Genomic DNA, 19,943 nt, shown 5'->3' on the forward strand with positions numbered 1-19,943 from the left:
GCCGGACATGACCAAAACCCATCCCCGCGTCCTGATCGAAGACTGGCTCCCTGTCGCTGAACTCGGCATCGAGTCCCGCCGCGAACGCGCGGCAGCATCTGCCCTCCCACCCTTGTCATTCCTCCACGTGTGGTGGGCCCGGCGACCAGTGGTTGCGTCTACCGCGGTGGTCCTCGGCGGGCTCATGCCCGCATGGACGAAGGATCTCGCCGATGCGTTCCCCGACGCACCGGACCTCCAGGACGAAGCCGCATACCGGCGCTGGCTTCTCCACCTCGTCGGGATCTGGGGCGATCCGATCACCGCTAGGCGTGCATACGACGGCGCTGTGGCCAGCGGTATTCGCATCCCGAACCCGTACTCGTACAAACAGGCATTCCGGAACGCGATCCCGCGTACCGACATCGATCTGCTTCACCAGGTTCTTGTCCGGACGTGGGGAGAGATGCCGCTCGTCGGGGATCCTACTGCCGGCGGAGGCAGTATTCCCTGGGCTGCCACCCGGCTAGGACTCCCAGTCTTCGCAAACGACCTCAATGGCGTTGCCGCGAGCACACTGCGGGCGGGAGTCGAGATCCCGGCGCGGCGCGGCGCGGCGCTCGTCGCGGAACTGAGCAAATGGGGTGGGGATTTGGTCAGGCGCGTCGACGAACGCCTTGCTGAGTATTTTCCGCACGGACCGGGTGAACAAGTCGCAACGTATTTGTTCGCTAACGCAGTCGCTTGCCCGCGTACAGGCCGCCTGGTGCCTCTAATGCCAGACAAGTGGCTCCGCAAGACTAAGGGGAAAGAGGCCGCTGTGAGAATGCACACGGAGGCCGGCGGCGCGGTCTTGGACGCGCCACGATTTGAGGTTGTGCTCGGTCCCGACGTAGACAGCGGCGCTGCAGCGGTAGGCACTTCGGGGCGAGGTAGGGCGATCTCGCCGTATGACGATCTCGTCATCGAAGGTGCCTATATCAAGGCCGAAGCGCAAGCCGGTCGAATGTCGCAGGTCCTGTACGCGGTCGCAATCCGTACGGGCTCGGGTGAGCGAACCTTCAGGGCCCCCACCGAAACAGATCTTGCCGCTATCCAGACTGCCGAAGCGAAGTTTACTGAGGTCAAAGATCTTTGGCAGGCGCGGGGCATACTTCCTACTGAGGAATTTCCTGACGGCAACGACATGAGGCCGAAGCACTACGGTTTGGAGCACTGGGTCGATTTTTTCAGTCCTCGACAGGCATTGGTGCACGGGACATTTGGCGAAGAGTTTGCCAAGCTGATCCCCGAGGTGGAAGCTGCTCTCGCCGAGAAAGCAGCCGACGTGCTGTTCGAGCTGGCGCTCATGCAAGGCAAGGCACTGAACTGGAACTCGCGCCTCTCCTCATGGGATGTATCCCGACAGAAAATGCGGAGCGTGTTCGATCGGCACGACTTCGCATTCAAGTGGACCTTCGCCGAGTTCGAGGGCGCGACTGCCCTCTACTCGTGGTGCCTAGATCAGCTGACTGACGCCTACGGGGGAATCGCGCGTCTACTTGATGAGACCGGATCACCCGGAATGGCAGGCGAACCACCTCTCAGTCGACCGGTGGCGGTAATGCAGGGCAGCGGTGCCGATATGCCATCTATACAGGACGGCTCCGTGGCGCACATCTGCATGGACCCGCCCTATTACAACAGCGTGATGTACGCGGAGCTCGCCGACTACTTTTACGTCTGGGAAAAACGCACCCTCGGCCGTCTCATCCCGGACTATTTCGACGGTAATCTAACCGACAAGGAGAACGAGGCGGTCGCCAACGTTGCGCGGTTCCAGGCGATGGGAAAGCGCAAGAACGAGCTCGCCGACCTCGACTACCAGGCAAAGATGACCGCTATCTTCGCCGAGGCTCGCCGTGTCCTCCGCGACGACGGTGTCCTCTCTGTGATGTTCACCCACAAACGTGCCGAGGCATGGGACACCCTTGGTATGGGACTGTTGCAAGCAGGTTTCACCATCGAGACCTCATGGCCGGTCAACACCGAGTCCGAGCAGTCCCTGCACCAGGCGAATATGAATGCCGCCTCATCGACCATCATGCTGGTATGCCGCAAGCACGACACGGATGGTGGACCCACGCACAGGTATCTCGACGACATCGAGCAGGACATCCGCGACGCCGCTCGGACCGCGGCGCAGCGGTTCCAGCATGACGGGATCGACGGTGTGGACCTGCTGCTGTCCACCTACGGGCCGACCCTGTCGGTGATCTCGCAGAACTGGCCGGTGTACTCATCCGTCCCGGACGCGGATGGAAAGGACCAGCTACTGCGCCCCGAGGATGCCCTCGACCTTGCCCGTGAAGAGGTCGTTCAGTTGCGCCGCGCTCGGCTAGTAGGCAAGGCAGCGCACATCGACGACATGACTGACTTCGTCCTCCTGTCGTGGGACATTTTCGGGGCTCGTGAGTTCCCCTACGACACAGCACGACTACTCGCGCTCGCCGTCGGCGGGTTGGACGTGGATAACCTTGAGCGCGCCAAGATCGTGAGAAAGAAGGCCGGCAGTGTCAGCTTGCTCAAGCCGAGTGAGCGGCTACGGCGCGATGCAGACAGCGAGCTGCCCGGTGTAAGACCGGAAGCCTCGAAGTTTGAGTTCACGATCGACGCAGTCGACACCGCCCTGTACATCGCCGATGTCGACGGGATGCCGGCCGCTAAGCGGTTCCTCGACCGGCACGGGTTCATCGACGACTCCACGTTCATCTCTACATTGCAGGGGCTCGTCAACGCGATCCCGCGGACGAGAGCGAAGGGGACGTGGGTCGTCCCGGAGGCCGGCCTACTGGACACGCTGTGCACGCTGTATTTCCCGACCGTCGCTTTGCCGGAGGCAGAAGATCTGGCTGCGCCGACAGTGCAGGAATCCTTATTCGGGGACGACTGACCGATGAATCTGGATCCGCAAAAATCGCTGCTGCTGGGCGTGCCCGATGCCAGGCACGCCCAACAGGAAGCGTTGATTAAACGCCCCGAGGCCGCCGACTCGTTTGTCGGCATCGAGGTGAAGCCCCGCTACAGTCCTAACGATCACCCGCTGGGCTCGTTCTACGTACCCATGCTGTCGAGGGCGATCGCCTACGACCGGGCTGTCGGTTACTGGTCGGCCGCTGAGCTGCAGTTCGCAGCGCAGGGGACTGCGCAGTTCTTGGCGAACGGTGGCCGGATGCGCCTCATTGTGGGCGCGCAGCTGATCGACGCTGACGTCCATGCGGTGTTGTCAGGTCGTCCGCTGAGTGACGTTGTTGCCGCCCGAATGTTGGCAGAGCCCGCTCTTGAGGGAACGAAGATCGTTGCGTCCGAGCACCTGAGTGTGCTCGCATGGATGGTCGCCCACGACCGACTCGAGATCAGAGTCGGGGTGCCGAAATCCGGTGGAAGGCTTCTGTCCTACCAGGAATCTGGGAAGTACTTTCATACCAAGTATGGGATTTTCACCGACAGGTACGGCAACAGGCTCGCCTTCAACGGATCGAACAACGCTTCCGTTCGCGCGTGGGCGGCGAATCACGAAACCTTCGATGTATACCCGTCGTGGAGGTCTGACGTATGGGAATGGAACGGACAAGAAGCAGTCCGGGACTTTGACCGACACTGGAATGACCAGCCAGATGAGGGATGGGCTGTGGTGCCGCTGCCTCAGGCGGTCCGCGAGCACCTCATAGAGCACGCACCCACAGCGCCGCCAATGCCCAAAGAAACATCTTCCACGGGCTACGAGGGGGGCGAACCGAAAGTCGAGCCTCCGGACGCGAAGAACGCGTGGGCCGAGCTTGTCGACCTCGCGGCCCGGCCTACACTGTCGCCATACACTGCGGTGGGCACCGCGCAGGTCGACCCGCTGCCACACCAAGCCCGCCTGATCGACCGGGTCGTAGCTACGTACCCGCGCGGTTACCTGCTTGCCGACGAAGTGGGTCTGGGCAAGACAGTCGAAGCGGGACTCGTGCTCCGGGAGCTGTTCCTGGCGGGCAAAGCGCGGAAGGCGCTATTGCTTGTCCCGGCGTCAGTCATTCGGCAGTGGCAAGAAGAGCTGCACGAGAAGATGAACCTCGATGTTCCCCGGCTCGAGAAGGGCGATTTTTTCGACCGGAACGACGAACTGATACCGGTTCCCGCTAGCGTGAACCCATGGTCGGCATTCCCGATCGTGCTCGCGTCGAGCCACCTCGCGCGCCGCAAGGACCGCCGCCGAGACATTCTCGCCGCGGGCCCTTGGGACATCGTCCTCGTCGACGAGGCACACCATGCCCGGAGGAGAGGATCGAAGCCGAGCGATACCCCAAACTCGCTGCTAAGCCTGCTCCTGGAAATGCAGGACAAGGAGATGTGGCAGGCGCTGTACCTCGCGTCGGCCACCCCGATGCAGATGAACCCGCACGAGGCATGGGACCTCATCTCACTGCTCGGCTTGAACGGGAGATGGGCGGAATCCGCAGCCGACTTCCTTGAGTACTTCGAGCGGTTCCGCCAAGATCCCCGAGCTCGCGGCTGGAAACTCCAGTGTGAGATGTTGGCCGACTACTTCGCGGACCCGGACGCGGAACGGGACCAGCATCTCGATGAACAGGTCAGTACGGCGCTCGGGTTCGTCGGTGCCTGGGCGGTGTCCGCACTGCACGCGAATCCACCGTCGGCGGAAGCACGATCACAGATGCCGAACAGCACTTCGGAATGGATGGATAAGTGGCTGCGCCGCCACAACCCGATGAGGGACCGGGTGTTCCGAAACACCCGCACCACCCTGAGGGAATACCAGGCCGCGGGAATTATCGACGACGACGTCATTATCCCCACCCGACATGTCAACGACGCGTTCATCCAGCTCGCACCGGATGAACGAAAGCTATACAACCGGATCGAAGAATACATTCGCCGCCACTACAACTCGTACAAGACGGATCAGTCCAGCCAGGCGCTCGGATTCATTATGACCATCTACCGGCGTCGACTTACCTCGTCGTTCGAAGCAATCAAGAAATCCCTCACGCGCCGCCTCGACGTCCTAGAACAGGGAAAGAGTCTGACCGACCTGCTCTCGGACGACGACAACATCGATGTCGAAGACTCGCTATTCGAACCCGAAACCCTCGAAGGGTCGGCTAGCCGCCTACAAGACGAGATCTTCGAACTCCGGTTGTTCCTCAACGACCTGAACAAGATCACAGGTGAGGACACCAAGGCCACACAACTGGTAACCGACGTAAACAAGTCGCTGCTCACCTACAACACCCTGGTCGTATTCACTCAATACACCGATACGATGGACTACGTCCGCGAACGCCTGATCGCGGCCGGAATCACCAAGATCGGCTGCTACTCCGGCCGCGGTGGACAAATCTACAACGACACCGACAAGACCTGGTCCGAAGTCACCAAGGCCGAGATCAAAGACCAGTTCCGCGGCGGTGAGCTGACCGTGCTCATCGGCACGGACTCCATGAGCGAGGGCCTCAACCTACAAACATCCGGCAGGCTCATTAACTACGACATGCCGTGGAACCTGATGCGCGTCGAACAGCGCATCGGCCGCGTCGACCGCATTAACGCGTCCTACAAAGACATCGCAGTGACGAACTACTTCTACGCAGATACCGTCGAGCAGCGCGTCTACGAGGGAATTGCCGAAGACTATGGCGACTTCACCGACATCGTCGGTGAAGCCGCCCCCGTGCTCGCTAATCTCGAAAAGGCGATCGAGCAACTCGCTCTCGGCGATAGCAGCGAGGAGGCGATCGAAAAGCAGGTCAACGTGCTGAAGGTTGAGGTCGAGAACCTTAACAACAACGCTATTAAAGCCGCAGACCTCGGAGACTCGCCAGAAATAATCGGGCACATCGAACAGCCGCCTGAGCTGCGCGGCGAGATCGATCTCGACGACTTAGAAACGATGCTAACCGCCAACCCGCTGACCGGGCCACACCTATCTACGGTAGATGGGACACCTGGAGTGTATTTGCTCAGGCCGCCGGTGCCGGTGGCGTCGTACTCATTTGACACAAACTCGGGAACGCGCACCGTGACTGATTACCTCCAAGGTCCACGAAAGAACGCCGAAGTCCTCGTCACCTTCAACCGCAACATCAGCGACAACAGCCGTGAAGGCATCACACTGCTCACCTACGGAACCCCTGAGCTCGAGGCGCTTTTGCCGACTAGGAGCAGATGACGGCGCTCATCGAAATTCCCCACTGACGCTCACTGAAATTCCCCACCCGTGTGGCACCGCCAACGAGGGCGGGTCTCCCCGGATGCTGATGGTCTCTGACCACACACCAGCTACCCGAAGGAGACCCGCTCCTCATGCTTACACGGGAGGAAGACGTGGAAATACACGCCCTGCATCAACGAGGCTGGAAGATCGCCGACATCGCACGGCACACCGGCCGCGACCGCAAGACCATCCGGTCCTACCTCAACGGGACCACCACACCCGGAGTGCGTAAACGCAGCATCCCGGACCCCTTCGAGGTGTTCCTCGCCTACGTCACCGCACGCCTGTCCGAAGACCCACACCTGTGGGTCCGCACCCTCTGCGACGAGCTCGAAGACCTCGGATATTCGATGTCGTATCAAACGCTGCACCGCAAGATCCGAGAACTGAAACTTCGCCCGATCTGCAAAGCCTGCCTCACCGCAACCGAAAGACCCAACGCAGTCATCGATCACCCGCCCGGTGAAGAGACACAATGGGATTGGGTCGATCTACCGAACCCACCCGACTCCTGGGGATGGGGCTCGATGGCACATCTGTTCGTCGGAACGCTGGCCTGCTCGGGCAAATGGCGCGGGATCCTCGCCCCGGACATGACCCAACCCCATGTCGTCGACGGACTCGACCGCATCTGCCGAGGCCTCGGCGGCGTCAGCCGCGTGTGGCGGTTCGATCGGATGGCGACAGTCTGCCACCCCGACTCCGGCCGCATCACGGCCAGCTTCGCCGGCGTCGCCAAATATTACGGTGTCTCCGTCGCCATCTGCCCACCCCGCCGAGGCAACCGCAAAGGCGCGGTGGAGAAGTCCAATCACACTGCAGCGCAACGGTGGTGGCGCACAGTCGCCGACGATCTGACCGTCGAACAAGCCCAAGCAAGCCTCGACCGGTTCTGCAGCCTGCGCGGTGACACCCGGCTGCGACCGACGAAGGACGGGAGGGCGTCGGTGGGGACGATCGCCACCACCGAGGGGTTGCATCCGTTGCCGGCGGCTGCGTATCCGGCGATCATGAGCACCGACCGGGTCGTCTCGCGCCAAGCGTTGGTGTCCTATCGCGGTAACCGGTATTCGGTCCCACCCGAACTCGCCTGTGCCGCTGTGACAGTGACGCATGTTCTGGGCGCCGATGTCATCGACATCGTCACCACATCGGGCATCACCATTGCCCGGCACCATCTCGCTTCCGATGGGACTGGGGCGATGGTCCGCGATCACGGACATGTCTACGCTCTCGAACAAGCAGCGATGTCGGGTGCGAACACCGGCCGCCCGCACCGCCGGAAAGAACGGATCCCACCCGGACCCGACGCTCTCGCTGCTGCCGAGAAGCTCCGAGCGTCGGCCGAATCGACACTGTCCTCCGGGGATGGTCAGCGCGAAATCGGCAGTCATGCAACCGAATCCACTGGCACCGGCGCGGTCATCTACGACCTGTCGGTCTACGAACGGGCCGCACACGGAAGGAACACCCTCTGATTGTCGACAAGAAAACAGGTGACCGGATGCCGGCACCGAACACGGCCGAAGCGGCGAGTCTCTATCAACGTCTGCGTGGGCATCTGGCGGTCCTGAAATTGCACGACGCCGCCGAAGCGTTGCCTTCGGTCCTCGACCAAGCAGCGGCCGAGGAGCTGTCGATGACCGCGGCGTTGGATCGGTTGCTTTCGATCGAAGTCGAGGCCACCGAGGCACGGCGTTTGACCGGACGCTTGCGGTTCGCGTGTTTGCCGACGCCGGCATCGCTCGAGGACTTCGACTTCGACTACGACGCCGCGGCCGGTATCGACCGCAAGCTCATCGACGAGCTCGCGACCTGCCGCTACTTGGAGACGGCGACGAATGTGCTGCTCATCGGCCCTCCCGGGGTCGGCAAGACGCATCTGTCGGTCGGGCTCGCGAGGGCTGCTGCGCATGCCGGGTATCGGACGTATTTCACCACCGCTGCCGATCTCGCTGCCCGCTGCCACCGGGCAGCACTGGAGGGGCGGTGGGCGACCACAATGCGTTTCTACGCCGGCCCGACGCTGCTGGTGATCGACGAGCTCGGCTACCTACCGCTACCCGGTGAGGCAGCGTCGGCGCTGTTTCAGGTTGTCTCGCAACGGTATATGAAGACATCGATCGTGATGACCACCAACCGCGGTGTCGGATCCTGGGGTGAAGTGCTCGGTGACAACACCGTCGCCGCAGCCATGCTCGACCGGCTCCTGCATCGCTCCGTCGTGCTCAACCTCGACGGCGATTCCTACCGGTTACGGGACCACAACGCCAGATCGGAGAAGCTCCGCAAAGCCACCACCGGAACCCGCCAACCACTACAGTGAAGACCGCTCACGAGTGGGGAATTTCGGTGAGCGCGGTTGGGGAATTTCGCTGAGCCTCGTCACAGACCGGATTGAACGAGTCAGACCCTCACACTAAAGGCAGAACCTCGGCCCACGGCTCCAACAGCACCGACCATCCCGGCCGCCTCCCTTGATTTTGATAGAGACGATCTACTTTGCTAACGGCGTTGAGGCGAGTTCTATGAATACGTTGAACCTGACATTTCTTGGACTGCCCAACGCTCGGTCGAAGTCCGTTTGACTGAGTAATGCCCTGCCCTTGGGATCTGACGACGATCAGGATCGAAGTTAGAGGTGCGTCGTAGAGTTATGCTCCAATGGGTGGGCGATCAGCCAGTTAGTGTGAATGCCGAAGCTCGCTCCCCGTTGGCTAGATTCATTCTGCAGACATTGATCATTCTTTCGACTTCGAGCGGGCAGCCAAGCGCGCAGCATGGAGCAGTTGTGCAACAGTCAGTGAGTCAAGTTTCTTCGATCTGTAAATGAAGTCCGGATTGAACTTGTTGAACGCTCCGCTGGCAGCGTCGCCCTTTGGATATTCCTGAAGAGCAGCCGAGTTCAGTGCCGGGTCAACAACTCCGAAGTCGAAGTAGTGACAGTTCGATTTCCCCCATTCGAGCCGAGACTGGGCATCAGCGTCGCTTGCGCCTGCCAGCCCAGGTAGCACGGCACACAGTCGAAACTCTCGACCTTGCAGCTGCCAACCAACTGAGGCGCCTTTCGCTCTATTCGGCTGCAGGTAGTGGAAAGCAGTAATTACTGGTGTTCCATTGGAGAATCCCGAGTCAACCGTGCAATCAAAGCTGCCTGCGTCCAGATCTGACTGAATAATCTGGGATACCGATCGCGCCCGAAGCTTGGCGAGCGACCATAGAAGCCGCTGTTCGATGTGGGCACCTGCCAGGCTGTCGGTGAGCAGCACAGGTTCGTCGTCCGACCGGACTGTGACCGCGTCGGCGAGTTCCTGAAGGATTTTGATCATCTCCGCGTAGTGACGGATGATTTCAACCTCGTAGGACAGGCTCACACCGTCGAGCGCGTGCAAGATCAGCTCAGACAACCTGCCATATGAGACCCTCACCCAGGACGCGCCTCCCGGTACGCGTTCAGTGGTGTCAAAGGTATCCTCGGTCCATTGCGGATCTTGCAGGCTCAGAATTATTTGGGTGGGCCGATCGAGTTCGGTGTCGTTGAGGATGCGCGCTGAGTAGCCATCCAGCTGATCGGGATCGGGCAAGCTGAAGACCTTGTTCTCGATCACCAGCGGAGTTCGGTGATCGTCCCACCAGATCGACAAGTCCAAGTGACCTCGTTCGCGTTCGACCCTGCGTATATAGCCCTGAGGTTTCGGGTCCGCAGAATCCGGGGATGGGACCAGCGCATCGAATACGTCGCTGGCTTGTTGTGGCATCTCGCGGCAAAACCATGCCAGCAGGTTGGTGTGAAAGAGCTCGCGGCCGCCGAGCATGATGTGGGCCAGGGGTTCTCGATCCAGTTTCCGCGCTAGTTCGGTAATGAGCTCGACTCGATCGACCTCTGACATCTGAGGCGCTCCGACCAATTCATCAGGCGTGACCGCTGTTGCCGCAGCGGGACTGCAATTGACGAACCGAACCGGGTTGGCGGCTCCGTTCGGAAAGAATTGCGACGCATCCAATCCGCCGTAGATGCCGTCAAGCTCATTGCTAGATGTACCAGAGAAGCCGAAACGCGTATTGTCCGGGGAACGCCGCCAGCTCTCGATCTTGTAGACGGCTTTGACGACACCACGATGAACGGCGAAGGCGAATTCCGGTGCTCCCGGACCCTGCACGGTCCGGCTGGCAGCAATTTTCCACCATTTACTGGTTGCGGCGTACAGCTGCCCACGGAATTCCGGGGAAGATTCGTCAGATATCGGGTAAGACTTCGTCAGCCTGATGAGCACTACTCTGTGCTGCGGAGCGATGATCGACAACGTTCAGTCTCTTTCTTCGGGGCTGATCAATGGAATTTTCAGCTCTGCGCGAATGCAGATTGTGCGGGAAGGACGACCAGTGACCCATCTGCCTTGCGCGCGATCTCGATGGCAACGTCAGGCTGCGGACCCGACAGCTCGATCGATTCGCTCAACGCGCGCACGCGGCGGGAGGTCCGAAGTAGCGTATCGACCTCACTCGATTTGAAGACAAAGTCACGGACACCGTGTGTGCGGTCGATCTCGAGACTCGACAGGCGACCAAGAACGGTGGAGATTCGGTGATGCAACTCCACCACACGCTGAGCCCGCCGCTTCAATGCTTGGGTGAATCCCTCGAAGAGTCTTGTCGGGTCGAGCTGAGCGTGCTCGACCGCCTGCAGGACTGCTACTCGTTGCTGTAGGTCAATCGAGAGTTTCGCCAACTCGAGATGAGTCCGGAACTCACCGCCGTCACCGCCGATACCTTTGAACGCCTTTTCCAAAGCAGCAACTTCGACCCGGCCGTCCTCGAACTTGCTCAGAGATACCTCCCATGCCGCCAGCCGTGTTTCGGCGTTCGCAAGACCGACGTTGATGTGAAAGACCGCGGTGTCCAACCCCAGCGAGGCTCCGATCTTGCCCTCATCCAAGAGGATGGCCGAAGCACTGTCGATAATCGGAATACATGCGTTCAGCGCTGAACGCTCACCCGTCAAAGCGTTGTCCTTGAGTTCACCGAGCATCTCGGTAATGGTGTCCAAAGCCTGTTGACGATTGCGCTCCGCACGCGCGTTCAGTCCCACAGCAACAGCCATCAGGACTAACGGTGCCGCAACAGTCAACGCGCTGGCACCTACGACAGCAGCCCCGGCAGTAGCAGCAGATCCACCGACAGCACCAGTCGCAGCGTTGGCGGCCGAACCGGCCACGGGGACGAAAGTGGCCTGTGCTGCGATACCGGATGAACCCACAAGCGCACTATGCACGCCACCGGTCGCAACCTTCGAGGTCATCGACTTCAGCACGCCGCTACCCATCTGGGTAGCTACCTTTGCCGGCACCACCATCCGGTAGAGCGTCTCACCACCATTGTGAACGACTTTCGCCGCACCCGTCTTTGACGTATGACTGATCAACTGGGAAAGATGACTTGCCAGGGGGCTCGCACTCTCCAGGTGTATTCCCCCGGACAAATCAGCAGTTTTCGGAAGTGGATGAGCTTCAAGAGTGGCCAGTGGGGCATCGACCAAGGCTGCCAGGACCGTTCGCAACTCGTTGAGCCGCGCGCTCGTCAACGCGTCTTCGGTCATCACCAACGGCGACACCATTTCTTCGGTCGCCAAAGTCCAAACCGGGACGTCATACGCGCTCTCGGTCATACTGGGCCCTCCTGAGGTTGTTGACGCTCACCCTAACCGAACGGACCGACAGGTTTGGAGCGCCGCAGCAGTCAGACAGCACGTCATGCCAGCCCTAACCTCTTGCGTTCCAACTCGATGATCGAATTCTCTGCCGGAGCTACGCCTTGGTCCCACCCGTCGTCCACCGATGCTCGATCAGCTTCCTTCGCCTGACTACGTCGCGCGTATTCGTCGAACAGCTGAGTCTTTCGCTCGAGCACTTCGCGCATCCGCTCGTCGACGGTGTCCTTCGCCAGCAATCGATGCACCTGCACGGTACGTATCTGGCCCATCCGATGCGCCCTTGCAATCGCCTGGACCTCAGTGCTCGGCTTCCATTGGGGCTCAGTCAGGATCACCACCGAGGCGGCCTGGATGTTCAAGCCCACGCCGCCGGCTTCAATCTGGCTGACCAACACTGCCCGACCATTGTGCGACGTGAAGTCGTCGACCATCTGCTGCCGTTGGGTCGATGACGTTGCACCAGTCAGTGGGCCGAATACGACGCCTGGCACCTCACGGCGGACTGCGTCGAGCACTGACTTGAAAAACGAGAACACGATGATCTTGACGCCGTTGTCCTCGGCCTCCTCCACGATTTCCCGCAACCGTTCCATCTTGGCCGACTTCGTCTGCCCCGAACCTGCGTATGCCGACTGTCGCATCGCCATGAAATTTCGTGATGCCACCGCGTCCCGATACCGCGAGTTGTCGTCGGCCGTCGGTTTGCACCAGTCCTCGACTTCGATGAGTTCCGGTAGTTCCTTGAGGACGTCCACCTGATTGCGTCGCAGATACGCCGGAGCCACGGCCTTCCGGAAAAGGTCACCGCCACCGAGACAGTCCGAGGCGTTGATTCGGCGAGCGGTGTCAGGTTGTACATACTCCACGAGATTGCGAAACTCGACCACGCGGTTCTCCATGGGGGTTCCACTGAGAAGAACTGCTCGCTTGGCCTTTCCGATCAGCTTGTGTGACGCGATAGATCGTTGCGCTGCTTTGTTTTTGATGTAGTGCGCCTCGTCGATGACAACCAACGCTGGGGTCACCGAGATGTCGAGTCGTTGAAGGGTGTTGAAGGTGGTGATAGCAACTCCACCTTGCCGAATCCAATTCTGGGTTGCGGACTCCCGTTCTGCTCCGTGCAACTGAAGTGGACGCAGCTTCGTATGCTTTCGTGTCTCGTTGGACCAGTTGATCAGCACGCTCGCGGGACAGACGACAAGAAAGTATTTGTCCCCCTTCGCTGCAAGATGTGCCGCTACCGCCAATGCTTGAATGGTTTTACCCAGACCCATCTCGTCGCCAAGAATTGCCTTGCCCCGAGAGAGGATGTATTGCGCCCCGAATGCCTGATACGCCCGCAAATATGACCGAAGGTGTGTGCGGTCCAGCACCACCTTCTGCGTTTCGCTCGCAATGGTGGAGCCGACGAAGCCATGCGACGCATCTACCTCCGCCGCGCCGAGCGACGTGAACTGGCTCAACAGTGCATTGAGCGACGCCGCGTCCCGTTCGTACTCGGTCCATACATTACCCGCTGGACTACCTGCAGCGACGATCCGCGCGATGTGTTCGCGGATCGATTGCGTCTCCGGCGATTTGGCGACTGCGTTGAGCTGGTACACAGCTTTCTGCGACTCGAGCTTCTTGGCTCTACTGGTGAAAATGCGTGAAATCCAGCTATCAGACCTGGACGCAGCCGACTGCCAGGGATCCACCAGCGTGCGCAGATGCGCGATTTCAACTGGCAGTCCTTGGACTTCTCGTTCCACCCGTCGCAGCGCTGTGAGGGACTCGAGCAGCTGAGCCTCGAGCTTGGGCTTTCGTTGCGGATCGAGACGCACCCGTTCGCCGGCCCGGATGCGCTTACGCTGCGCGACTGCGGCGCCATGGATCGCTTGGGCAGACTGCGGCCCGATTCCCGGAACGGCACCGATCTCAGCCGGTGATGACTTCGCGAGATCCAATACGGTTCGTAGCCGCGTTTGCTCGAGACTGCCCAGGCGAGTTCCCCTGGGCAAGGACTGTTTCAGACCGGCTGCAGGCGCCTTACGGAGGATGTCGTCGGCTTGCGCGTCGAGGACTGCGTAGACGGTGCCCCTGATCGATGCACGCAAACTTACGGCGGCCTGCGTTGCTGCTTCACCCTCCGCAAATAGGGCATCGAACATCTCTGAAGGACGCTCCAGCTCCGGATCGCTCACGCCGAATGTCCTTTCACGCCGTCGCAGTGTCGATAATCAAGATCACATTCGCACACGATCACAACGAGCGTGGGAGTTCCGGTGGTAGCAGTTCGGAGCACATTAACGCGGCACGACTGACCTAGGCATTGATTTGCTGGGCGCAATCCAGGACAACGCTCCAGAATAGTTCGAGGTCCAGATCGGATACCCTGCGACCGGGTGCCGAGGCCCTGTGGTCCTGACCCAGAAAGATAGCGAGCTCGGCAAACCCATCATGCGTGGCGATGTGCGGATACTTCGTCCACGAACCGGAAGCCATCAACTGACCGGACTTATTGATCCACAGCGATATCGGCGGGTACCGATACCCGAAAGGATGAAAGAACACCGCTCCACGTGGTGGAGTGCCGAACCAGAAATCGTCGTGAGTCCCGTAGGAGACGTCGAGGGCTTCCTGCAGATCGAACAACTCTTCCGCTAACGCCCGATCGCCGTCAGACAGTACGGCCTCCAGGAAGGACTCTTTCGTCCAAACAGGTCCCGCAGAGCCGCCGGACGATTGCGCTTTCGCATCGGCCAACTCACCCCCGTAGGTCGACGGCACCAAGATTTCGAGACCACCGTGCCGGGCGTACGCGAGTTGCAATGCCGTCGCGCGGATCTCGACGCGTGTAATTCGATTCAAGTACTCGACCAGTCTCCGGAGATCCGCATCGATGCGATCTACAGCGAGGCAAAGGTGTACACGCCCGGTGGCGATGTTCTCGGCAAGCCGCTCAACCGCCTCCTCCTCGAGAACACCTAGGTCGACGCCACCGCGCCTGGCCCACTGTCTCCTGAACGAGGCTTCGCCACCCAACGAAATCGCAGAGGCATAGTCCAAGACCTGCCCAATCACCATTCGCCGTCGCTCTGTGTTCGAGGCCAGCTTGCATTCGACGACGGTGACCGAACCATCACGGTCGACGATGCATACATCCGCTGGCCCGGCAGACGTGGCCAGCTCCCGTACCGTGAGTGCAGAGTCGGAAACACCCGGCACATGCTCCGGCGCGGCAGCAATGATCCGCTGAAGATGGTCCTCATTGTCGTACGCCGACATCTCCGGAGATGCCCAACCGCCCTCGGATCCCAACTCACGGACTAGAAATCTTGCCGTCTCATCATTGACCATCAGACCGCCCTCTCAATCAGTTGGCTCGACGTGTAACTATGTGCGGACTCAGCTGAACGCCCAACCAATGACTGCGGCAACGATACAGAGGAAGAAGATCAGCTCGATTGCACCTTCTGCCGTACCGCTGCCGCCTTTCTTACTCATTCGCCGCGCGCCCTGCGCCGGTCGGCTTCGGAGAAACCCTGGGCCAGAGGCGCTCCGTGCACCTGAGCACGCTTGCGGTCCTGGTAGCTCGCCACCGAATCGAAGGCAGCCGTGACGCCGACCGTTGTCGATACGTACGTCATCGACTTCTCCCGCGCGAAGCCGAGATCAGCGCCCACTTCGACAGCGTCGATGTTGGAACCCAGGAAAACGAAGTCCCACTGATAATCCCGCTCTTGCTTCGCAATCAGTTCGCGCACAGCAGTATTGGTCCACTCCTTGCTCGCGTTCTCGTGCCCGTCGGTCATCACCAGGACGGTGACCGAGCCAGGGCGGTCGTCCTCGGGTAAAGCACTGAGCTCGACACCAACCTCGGTGACGAGCCGGCCGACGGCGTCGTAAAGGGCAGTCATCCCGCGTGGCTCTAGCACGAGGTTCGGTACTTCCGCGATCGGCTTCGAGCTGTAGACCGACTCGTAACGATCGTCGAACTGCGCCAGGGTGACGACGGTATTGCCGTCAGACTCACGCTCCTTGGCGATGAACGAATCGAACCCGCCGCGGGTGTCGTCGGCGATGGCATTCATCGAACCCGAACGGTCGAGCAGAGCAGCAACGAGAGTGAGCTGTGGATTGGTCAAAAGAACCTCCTGATGAAAAGTGCGCCGAATGGACGCGGTGAAGATAGTTGCCGAACCATACCGAGGGGTACCGACAAGAACGGCGCTACGACAACTAAGCCCGTTCCAGCAGGTGGGCTGTCACCTGGTCCCACGTCTTGAATGGTTCTTCCCCGTACCGCAGCCATTCCCCCTCGAATTCGCTGGCACCGTTATTGCGTCGGTCATCTACGAGGAAGTCCCCGCGATTCAGGTTCTTGTGGTGGGACAGGATCAGCCTCTTGTACGCGACGGATCCCTCGTCGAATCCGAGGTGCTTCTGCACCCACAGCACCTTGTCGTGCCAGGCGCTGGGGTTCTTCCAGGGGGCGGTGGAGAGGATGTAGGTGTCGAACACGGCCGCCAACGTGCGGTAAGCGTCGAGCGCGCCGTCGATGGGATCCATCAGCGAAAAGATGTGCGGTACCTCGTCGAGGTCGTTGGGGTATTTCGCGATATCGGCCGGGTCTGCCCGGTCGATGCCCGACTGGAAATTCACGAGCGTGTTGTCGAGGTCTACGTACAGAATTTTCTTGGCCATCGGGCACCTTTCGTCGTGCACCGTCGCGGTGCAATGTCAGGTAAGAGTCGCGGGGAAAATCGACACCGCGGGAGATGCAGAACTTGATCCGTTTTGCATTTCGATCATCGCACACGCCTACGACAAGCTCATTCGCGACCGATCGCGTCGCCGTGAGCTGTGTCAGGCCCGTTCGATACAGTCAGTCGCATAGTGCCGAGACCCGGGGAGAGCGAAACGGGTTGCGCACCATGTACACCCCGCTCGCGCCTGTCTTCGTAGCCGTAGCCCACGCTCAACACAGTGCACTCGGCCTGCCCCCAAGACGGGTACCAACGTCTGGCGACGGAATGGCAGACCCTCGCGTCCGACCTCGAGCCCTCCGTACAGCGATTAAGGCCGACACGACAAAAGACTTGGAGACATACATGAAGCAATTCGACTACGTCGCTCCAGAGTGGCATTTCGCATCGACCATCGATGGAGATCGGTATGCCGTGATCACCGACCTCGATCATGACTACACCGGATGGTCGGTGGAAATCGAACAGGAAGGAGAGATAGAGATCGGACAGGTCGTGTCGAAAACCCTGTGGCGTGACGACGAGACCGACGTCAATCTGTACGGTCACGGAAACTCGGTGGACGGATGGGTCGCACCTGTCGAAGGCGGGGCACTGCTGACCGCGTTTCACACACCTACGGGCACCCGTCTCGCGGTCGATCCATGGGTCTACACGCGAGAATGGTTGGCCGAATCGCTACTCGCGAAACCGGTGGCACTCATCATCGACCTCGGCCCCAACGACTACATCCCCAGCGAGCACGAGTCCGACGACGTCCCGTGTGCTCAACTCCAAGTGATGGAGGACGAGGTATTCCTTGTTCGCCGCTCCCGTACAGAGCTCGGGCATCTACTGCTCGCCGACTACTCGACTGCGGCAATCACTCTCGACAAGTGGTACCTGCAGGAACACTTCGACGACTGCACCGACGGCTACTTGTTCACCAAGGATCGTCGCCTGGCCGCGGAAACCTGCGTCACCTGGTTCCGGGACAAGCAGGACCCGAATGAGAAGATCGACATTGGCTGCAACTATCGATTCGCCGACCGACTCGTCCCCGAAGACCCGACGCTCTTCTAGCCTGGGTTCACCGACTCGACGTGAGAGGAGCATGGGTTTCGGTCGATGAGTGTGCTGTCGTGCTGCAGTATTCGTCGTTTGTTCCACGACTTCGATCTCGTGTCCACCGTTCAGCAGATTCCGGTGACGGCACATAGATCAACATTGAAACCCGGTGCCGTCACAGCACGAGCCAGCCCGACTGAATCCGACGGGCGCAGAGCCTCGTGTCAACACGACCGGATATGGTGTCCAACATGGCAGAACCTTCCCAGGACAAGCTCTACGCGACCACACTGCAGACAATCGGTGCCATCGCGAAGCTACCCGTCGTCCACGTGGACAGAGACTCTTTTCTCCGGAAGCAGTTCAAAGATTCCTCGTATCTCGATGTCATCCTCGCCGAGGGGCCACAGGTCGTTTACTCAGTAGAATCACTTCGCAAAAAATGCAACACACTTATCAAAAACAGTGCAGCGAAGACCTCGGCTGTATCGTTTGCCAGCGGCCTGCCCGGCAACCCCGCGATCATGGTTGCCGCAGGTGGAGCGGACGTGGCGCAATATTTCGGCTTCGCCATCAACCTTGCTCAACAGATCGCATACATGTTCGGGGAAGATGACCTCTTCGACGGCAACGAACTGTCCGAGTCGGCTCAAATTCGAGTGATTGGCTACCTCGGCGCAATGTTCGGAGCGGCCGGGGCATCGGCGCTGGTGGCGAGCACTTCGAAAGTCGCCGGCGCGAACATCGGCAAGAAGGTCGCAGCGCAGGCACTGACGAAAACCACCTGGTACCCCCTCGTCAAGAAGGTCGGCGCGATCATCGGGCAGAAGATCACGAAGAAGACCGTAGAGAAGACGATCACCAAGGCCGTACCCGTGGTCGGCGGGATAGTGTCCGGCGGGCTGACGTATGTGACTTTTCGCCCCATGGGACACCGACTAGCCGACACTCTTGTCAGAAATCTGACTGGCGAATTCGACGACGACCTCGACCTGAATCCCGAGTTCGCGGCACGCGCAAACGCGAACAACGTCGTGATCGAAGAGATCGGTGGCCTGTAACCACGTAGGTTCTTCGTCGAAATCAGCGCCCTGGCAGTCATCGCTCGAACCACGCCTCCGATGTTCTGGAAGGCGTTCTTGCCCAGGGCTTAGCCGCTTGGAGTCGCTGATCGAACACCAGGAGCGGGTGTGCGCTTTCAAACCGACGTTTCGCGTGCATCCAGCAGTCGTCCAAAGCCACAAGGCACCCATCGTTACCGTCCTTCCGGAAGCGTCGGATACATAAAGCCTTCGTCGCTATCATGAACGCATCCGATCCCGTGCTCTCTCAACAACTCGATGAGGTCGCCGACCGGTGGCTCCGGCAAGAGCACAGAGAGGGCAGGCGGAGTCTCAAAGTGCCTTCGGTAGTCGAGCAACTGCCCCAAAGCCATCCGCACCGCCTCCCGCGAAGCTGATGCCTTCGCCTCGTACAGAACGCCGTTGGTGTTGTCGAACAAGTCGGCGATCAATGTCCGCCTGGCATTCTTCAATGGCATCTGGAAACTGCTCACGTCCACGCCATCCGCCTTCAGTGTGTCCGCGAAGCGGTGGACCATCGCGCTCTCTGCCCGCGTCGCTCGATAGGACGCGAAGGACTCGACGTAGTACTCCTTGATGCGATTCATTTCCAACGGGATTCGCCGGGCGACTCGCTCACCACCGCCACTCCCACCTCCACCGAGCCATGGGTTGGCGTTCTTTCGTCTGAGGTTGTCGAGGTGACCGGACCACAGCTTCGCCAGAATTGACGCTGACGGTTCTCTGACCAACCGCCCGGAATTCTGAACAGGAAACTTGAAGTCGGTCAATGCCCGCTGCACTTCCTCGACGGGCAGGCGATCATCGTCGTTGAGCATCACATCCCAGCTGACGTCGACGTACATTGCAGTTCCTCCCCCCTCATCCCAATGCTCGTCAGGGTGCGCGCCATCGGCGATGAGTTCACCGCTCGCCACCACGCCGCGGTTCTTCCCGGTCCGAAGCATGTAGACCCGATCTCCGTTCAGGGGATTCCCATATCCGCGACCGAAGCTCCAATTACCCTGGTAGGAAATTCCATTGGTCGTTTCATCAATCATGTCACGGCGCTCGTCCGGATCGAGACCTTCGTCGCTTCCGTTCCAGAGGACGAAGAAGCTCTTCTTCATTTCCATATT

At 60.1% G+C, this 19,943-nt stretch carries 13 protein-coding genes; 6 read left to right on the top strand and 7 right to left on the bottom strand.

Annotation, left to right across the window (positions count from 1 at the left end):
* The first annotated feature begins 7 nt into the window (after positions 1 to 7).
* The 4 genes from CH278_RS25790 (at position 8) to istB (ending at position 8,564) form a co-directional block, all read left to right on the top strand.
* A complete protein-coding gene (locus CH278_RS25790; RefSeq protein ID WP_094623224.1) occupies positions 8 to 2,911 on the top strand; it encodes a DUF1156 domain-containing protein in 2,904 nt (967 codons plus the stop codon).
* 3 nt (positions 2,912 to 2,914) lie between these two features.
* A complete protein-coding gene (locus tag CH278_RS25795) occupies positions 2,915 to 6,193 on the top strand; it encodes an SNF2-related protein (RefSeq protein ID WP_094623225.1) in 3,279 nt (1,092 codons plus the stop codon).
* Between the two features lie 134 nt (positions 6,194 to 6,327).
* A complete protein-coding gene (locus tag CH278_RS25800) occupies positions 6,328 to 7,716 on the top strand; it encodes a Mu transposase domain-containing protein (RefSeq protein ID WP_094623226.1) in 1,389 nt (462 codons plus the stop codon).
* A 26-nt stretch (positions 7,717 to 7,742) separates the two neighbouring features.
* Positions 7,743 to 8,564, top strand: a complete 822-nt coding sequence (gene istB / locus CH278_RS25805; RefSeq protein WP_094623227.1) for an IS21-like element helper ATPase IstB — start codon at positions 7,743 to 7,745, stop codon at positions 8,562 to 8,564.
* Positions 8,565 to 8,979: 415 nt separating this feature from the next.
* Here the strand turns inward: istB and CH278_RS25810 are convergent, their stop codons facing one another.
* The 6 genes from CH278_RS25810 to CH278_RS25835 form a co-directional block, all read right to left on the bottom strand.
* Entirely contained in the window at positions 8,980 to 10,542 is a 1,563-nt protein-coding gene (locus CH278_RS25810; RefSeq protein ID WP_143536314.1) for a PD-(D/E)XK nuclease family protein, read from the bottom strand.
* A 38-nt stretch (positions 10,543 to 10,580) separates the two neighbouring features.
* The gene (locus CH278_RS25815; RefSeq protein ID WP_094623229.1) at positions 10,581 to 11,903 is read right to left on the bottom strand and encodes a hypothetical protein; all 1,323 of its coding nucleotides are present in this window, start codon (positions 11,901 to 11,903) and stop codon (positions 10,581 to 10,583) included.
* An 83-nt stretch (positions 11,904 to 11,986) separates the two neighbouring features.
* Positions 11,987 to 14,131 carry a DEAD/DEAH box helicase gene (locus CH278_RS25820; protein ID WP_094623230.1) on the bottom strand — a complete coding sequence of 715 codons (2,145 nt, stop codon included), beginning with the start codon at positions 14,129 to 14,131 and terminating at the stop codon, positions 11,987 to 11,989.
* 121 nt (positions 14,132 to 14,252) lie between these two features.
* Complete coding sequence (locus tag CH278_RS25825) at positions 14,253 to 15,215, bottom strand: hypothetical protein (protein ID WP_143536315.1); 963 nt, start codon at positions 15,213 to 15,215, stop codon at positions 14,253 to 14,255.
* A gap of 215 nt (positions 15,216 to 15,430) precedes the next feature.
* On the bottom strand, positions 15,431 to 16,075 hold the full coding sequence (locus CH278_RS25830; RefSeq protein ID WP_256991824.1) for a VWA domain-containing protein: 645 nt from the start codon (positions 16,073 to 16,075) through the stop codon (positions 15,431 to 15,433).
* 94 nt (positions 16,076 to 16,169) lie between these two features.
* On the bottom strand, positions 16,170 to 16,634 hold the full coding sequence (locus CH278_RS25835; RefSeq protein WP_045840843.1) for a 5' nucleotidase, NT5C type: 465 nt from the start codon (positions 16,632 to 16,634) through the stop codon (positions 16,170 to 16,172).
* A 407-nt stretch (positions 16,635 to 17,041) separates the two neighbouring features.
* On the opposite strand from CH278_RS25835, the gene CH278_RS28100 reads away from it, so the two are divergent.
* Together CH278_RS28100 and CH278_RS25845 are read left to right on the top strand one after the other, a co-directional pair.
* Entirely contained in the window at positions 17,042 to 17,758 is a 717-nt protein-coding gene (locus CH278_RS28100) for a hypothetical protein (protein ID WP_256991825.1), read from the top strand.
* Positions 17,759 to 18,075: 317 nt separating this feature from the next.
* The gene (locus tag CH278_RS25845; RefSeq protein WP_256993740.1) at positions 18,076 to 18,804 is read left to right on the top strand and encodes a hypothetical protein; all 729 of its coding nucleotides are present in this window, start codon (positions 18,076 to 18,078) and stop codon (positions 18,802 to 18,804) included.
* Positions 18,805 to 18,998: 194 nt separating this feature from the next.
* Here CH278_RS25845 and CH278_RS25850 read toward each other — a convergent pair whose 3' ends face one another.
* Positions 18,999 to 19,940: a hypothetical protein gene (locus tag CH278_RS25850; RefSeq protein WP_094623232.1), complete on the bottom strand. Its 942-nt coding sequence runs from the start codon at positions 19,938 to 19,940 to the stop codon at positions 18,999 to 19,001.
* Positions 19,941 to 19,943: the final 3 nt, after the last annotated feature.

The organism is Rhodococcus sp. 05-2254-5 (genome assembly GCF_002258575.1).
Classification (GTDB): Bacteria; Actinomycetota; Actinomycetes; order Mycobacteriales; family Mycobacteriaceae; genus Rhodococcoides; species Rhodococcoides fascians.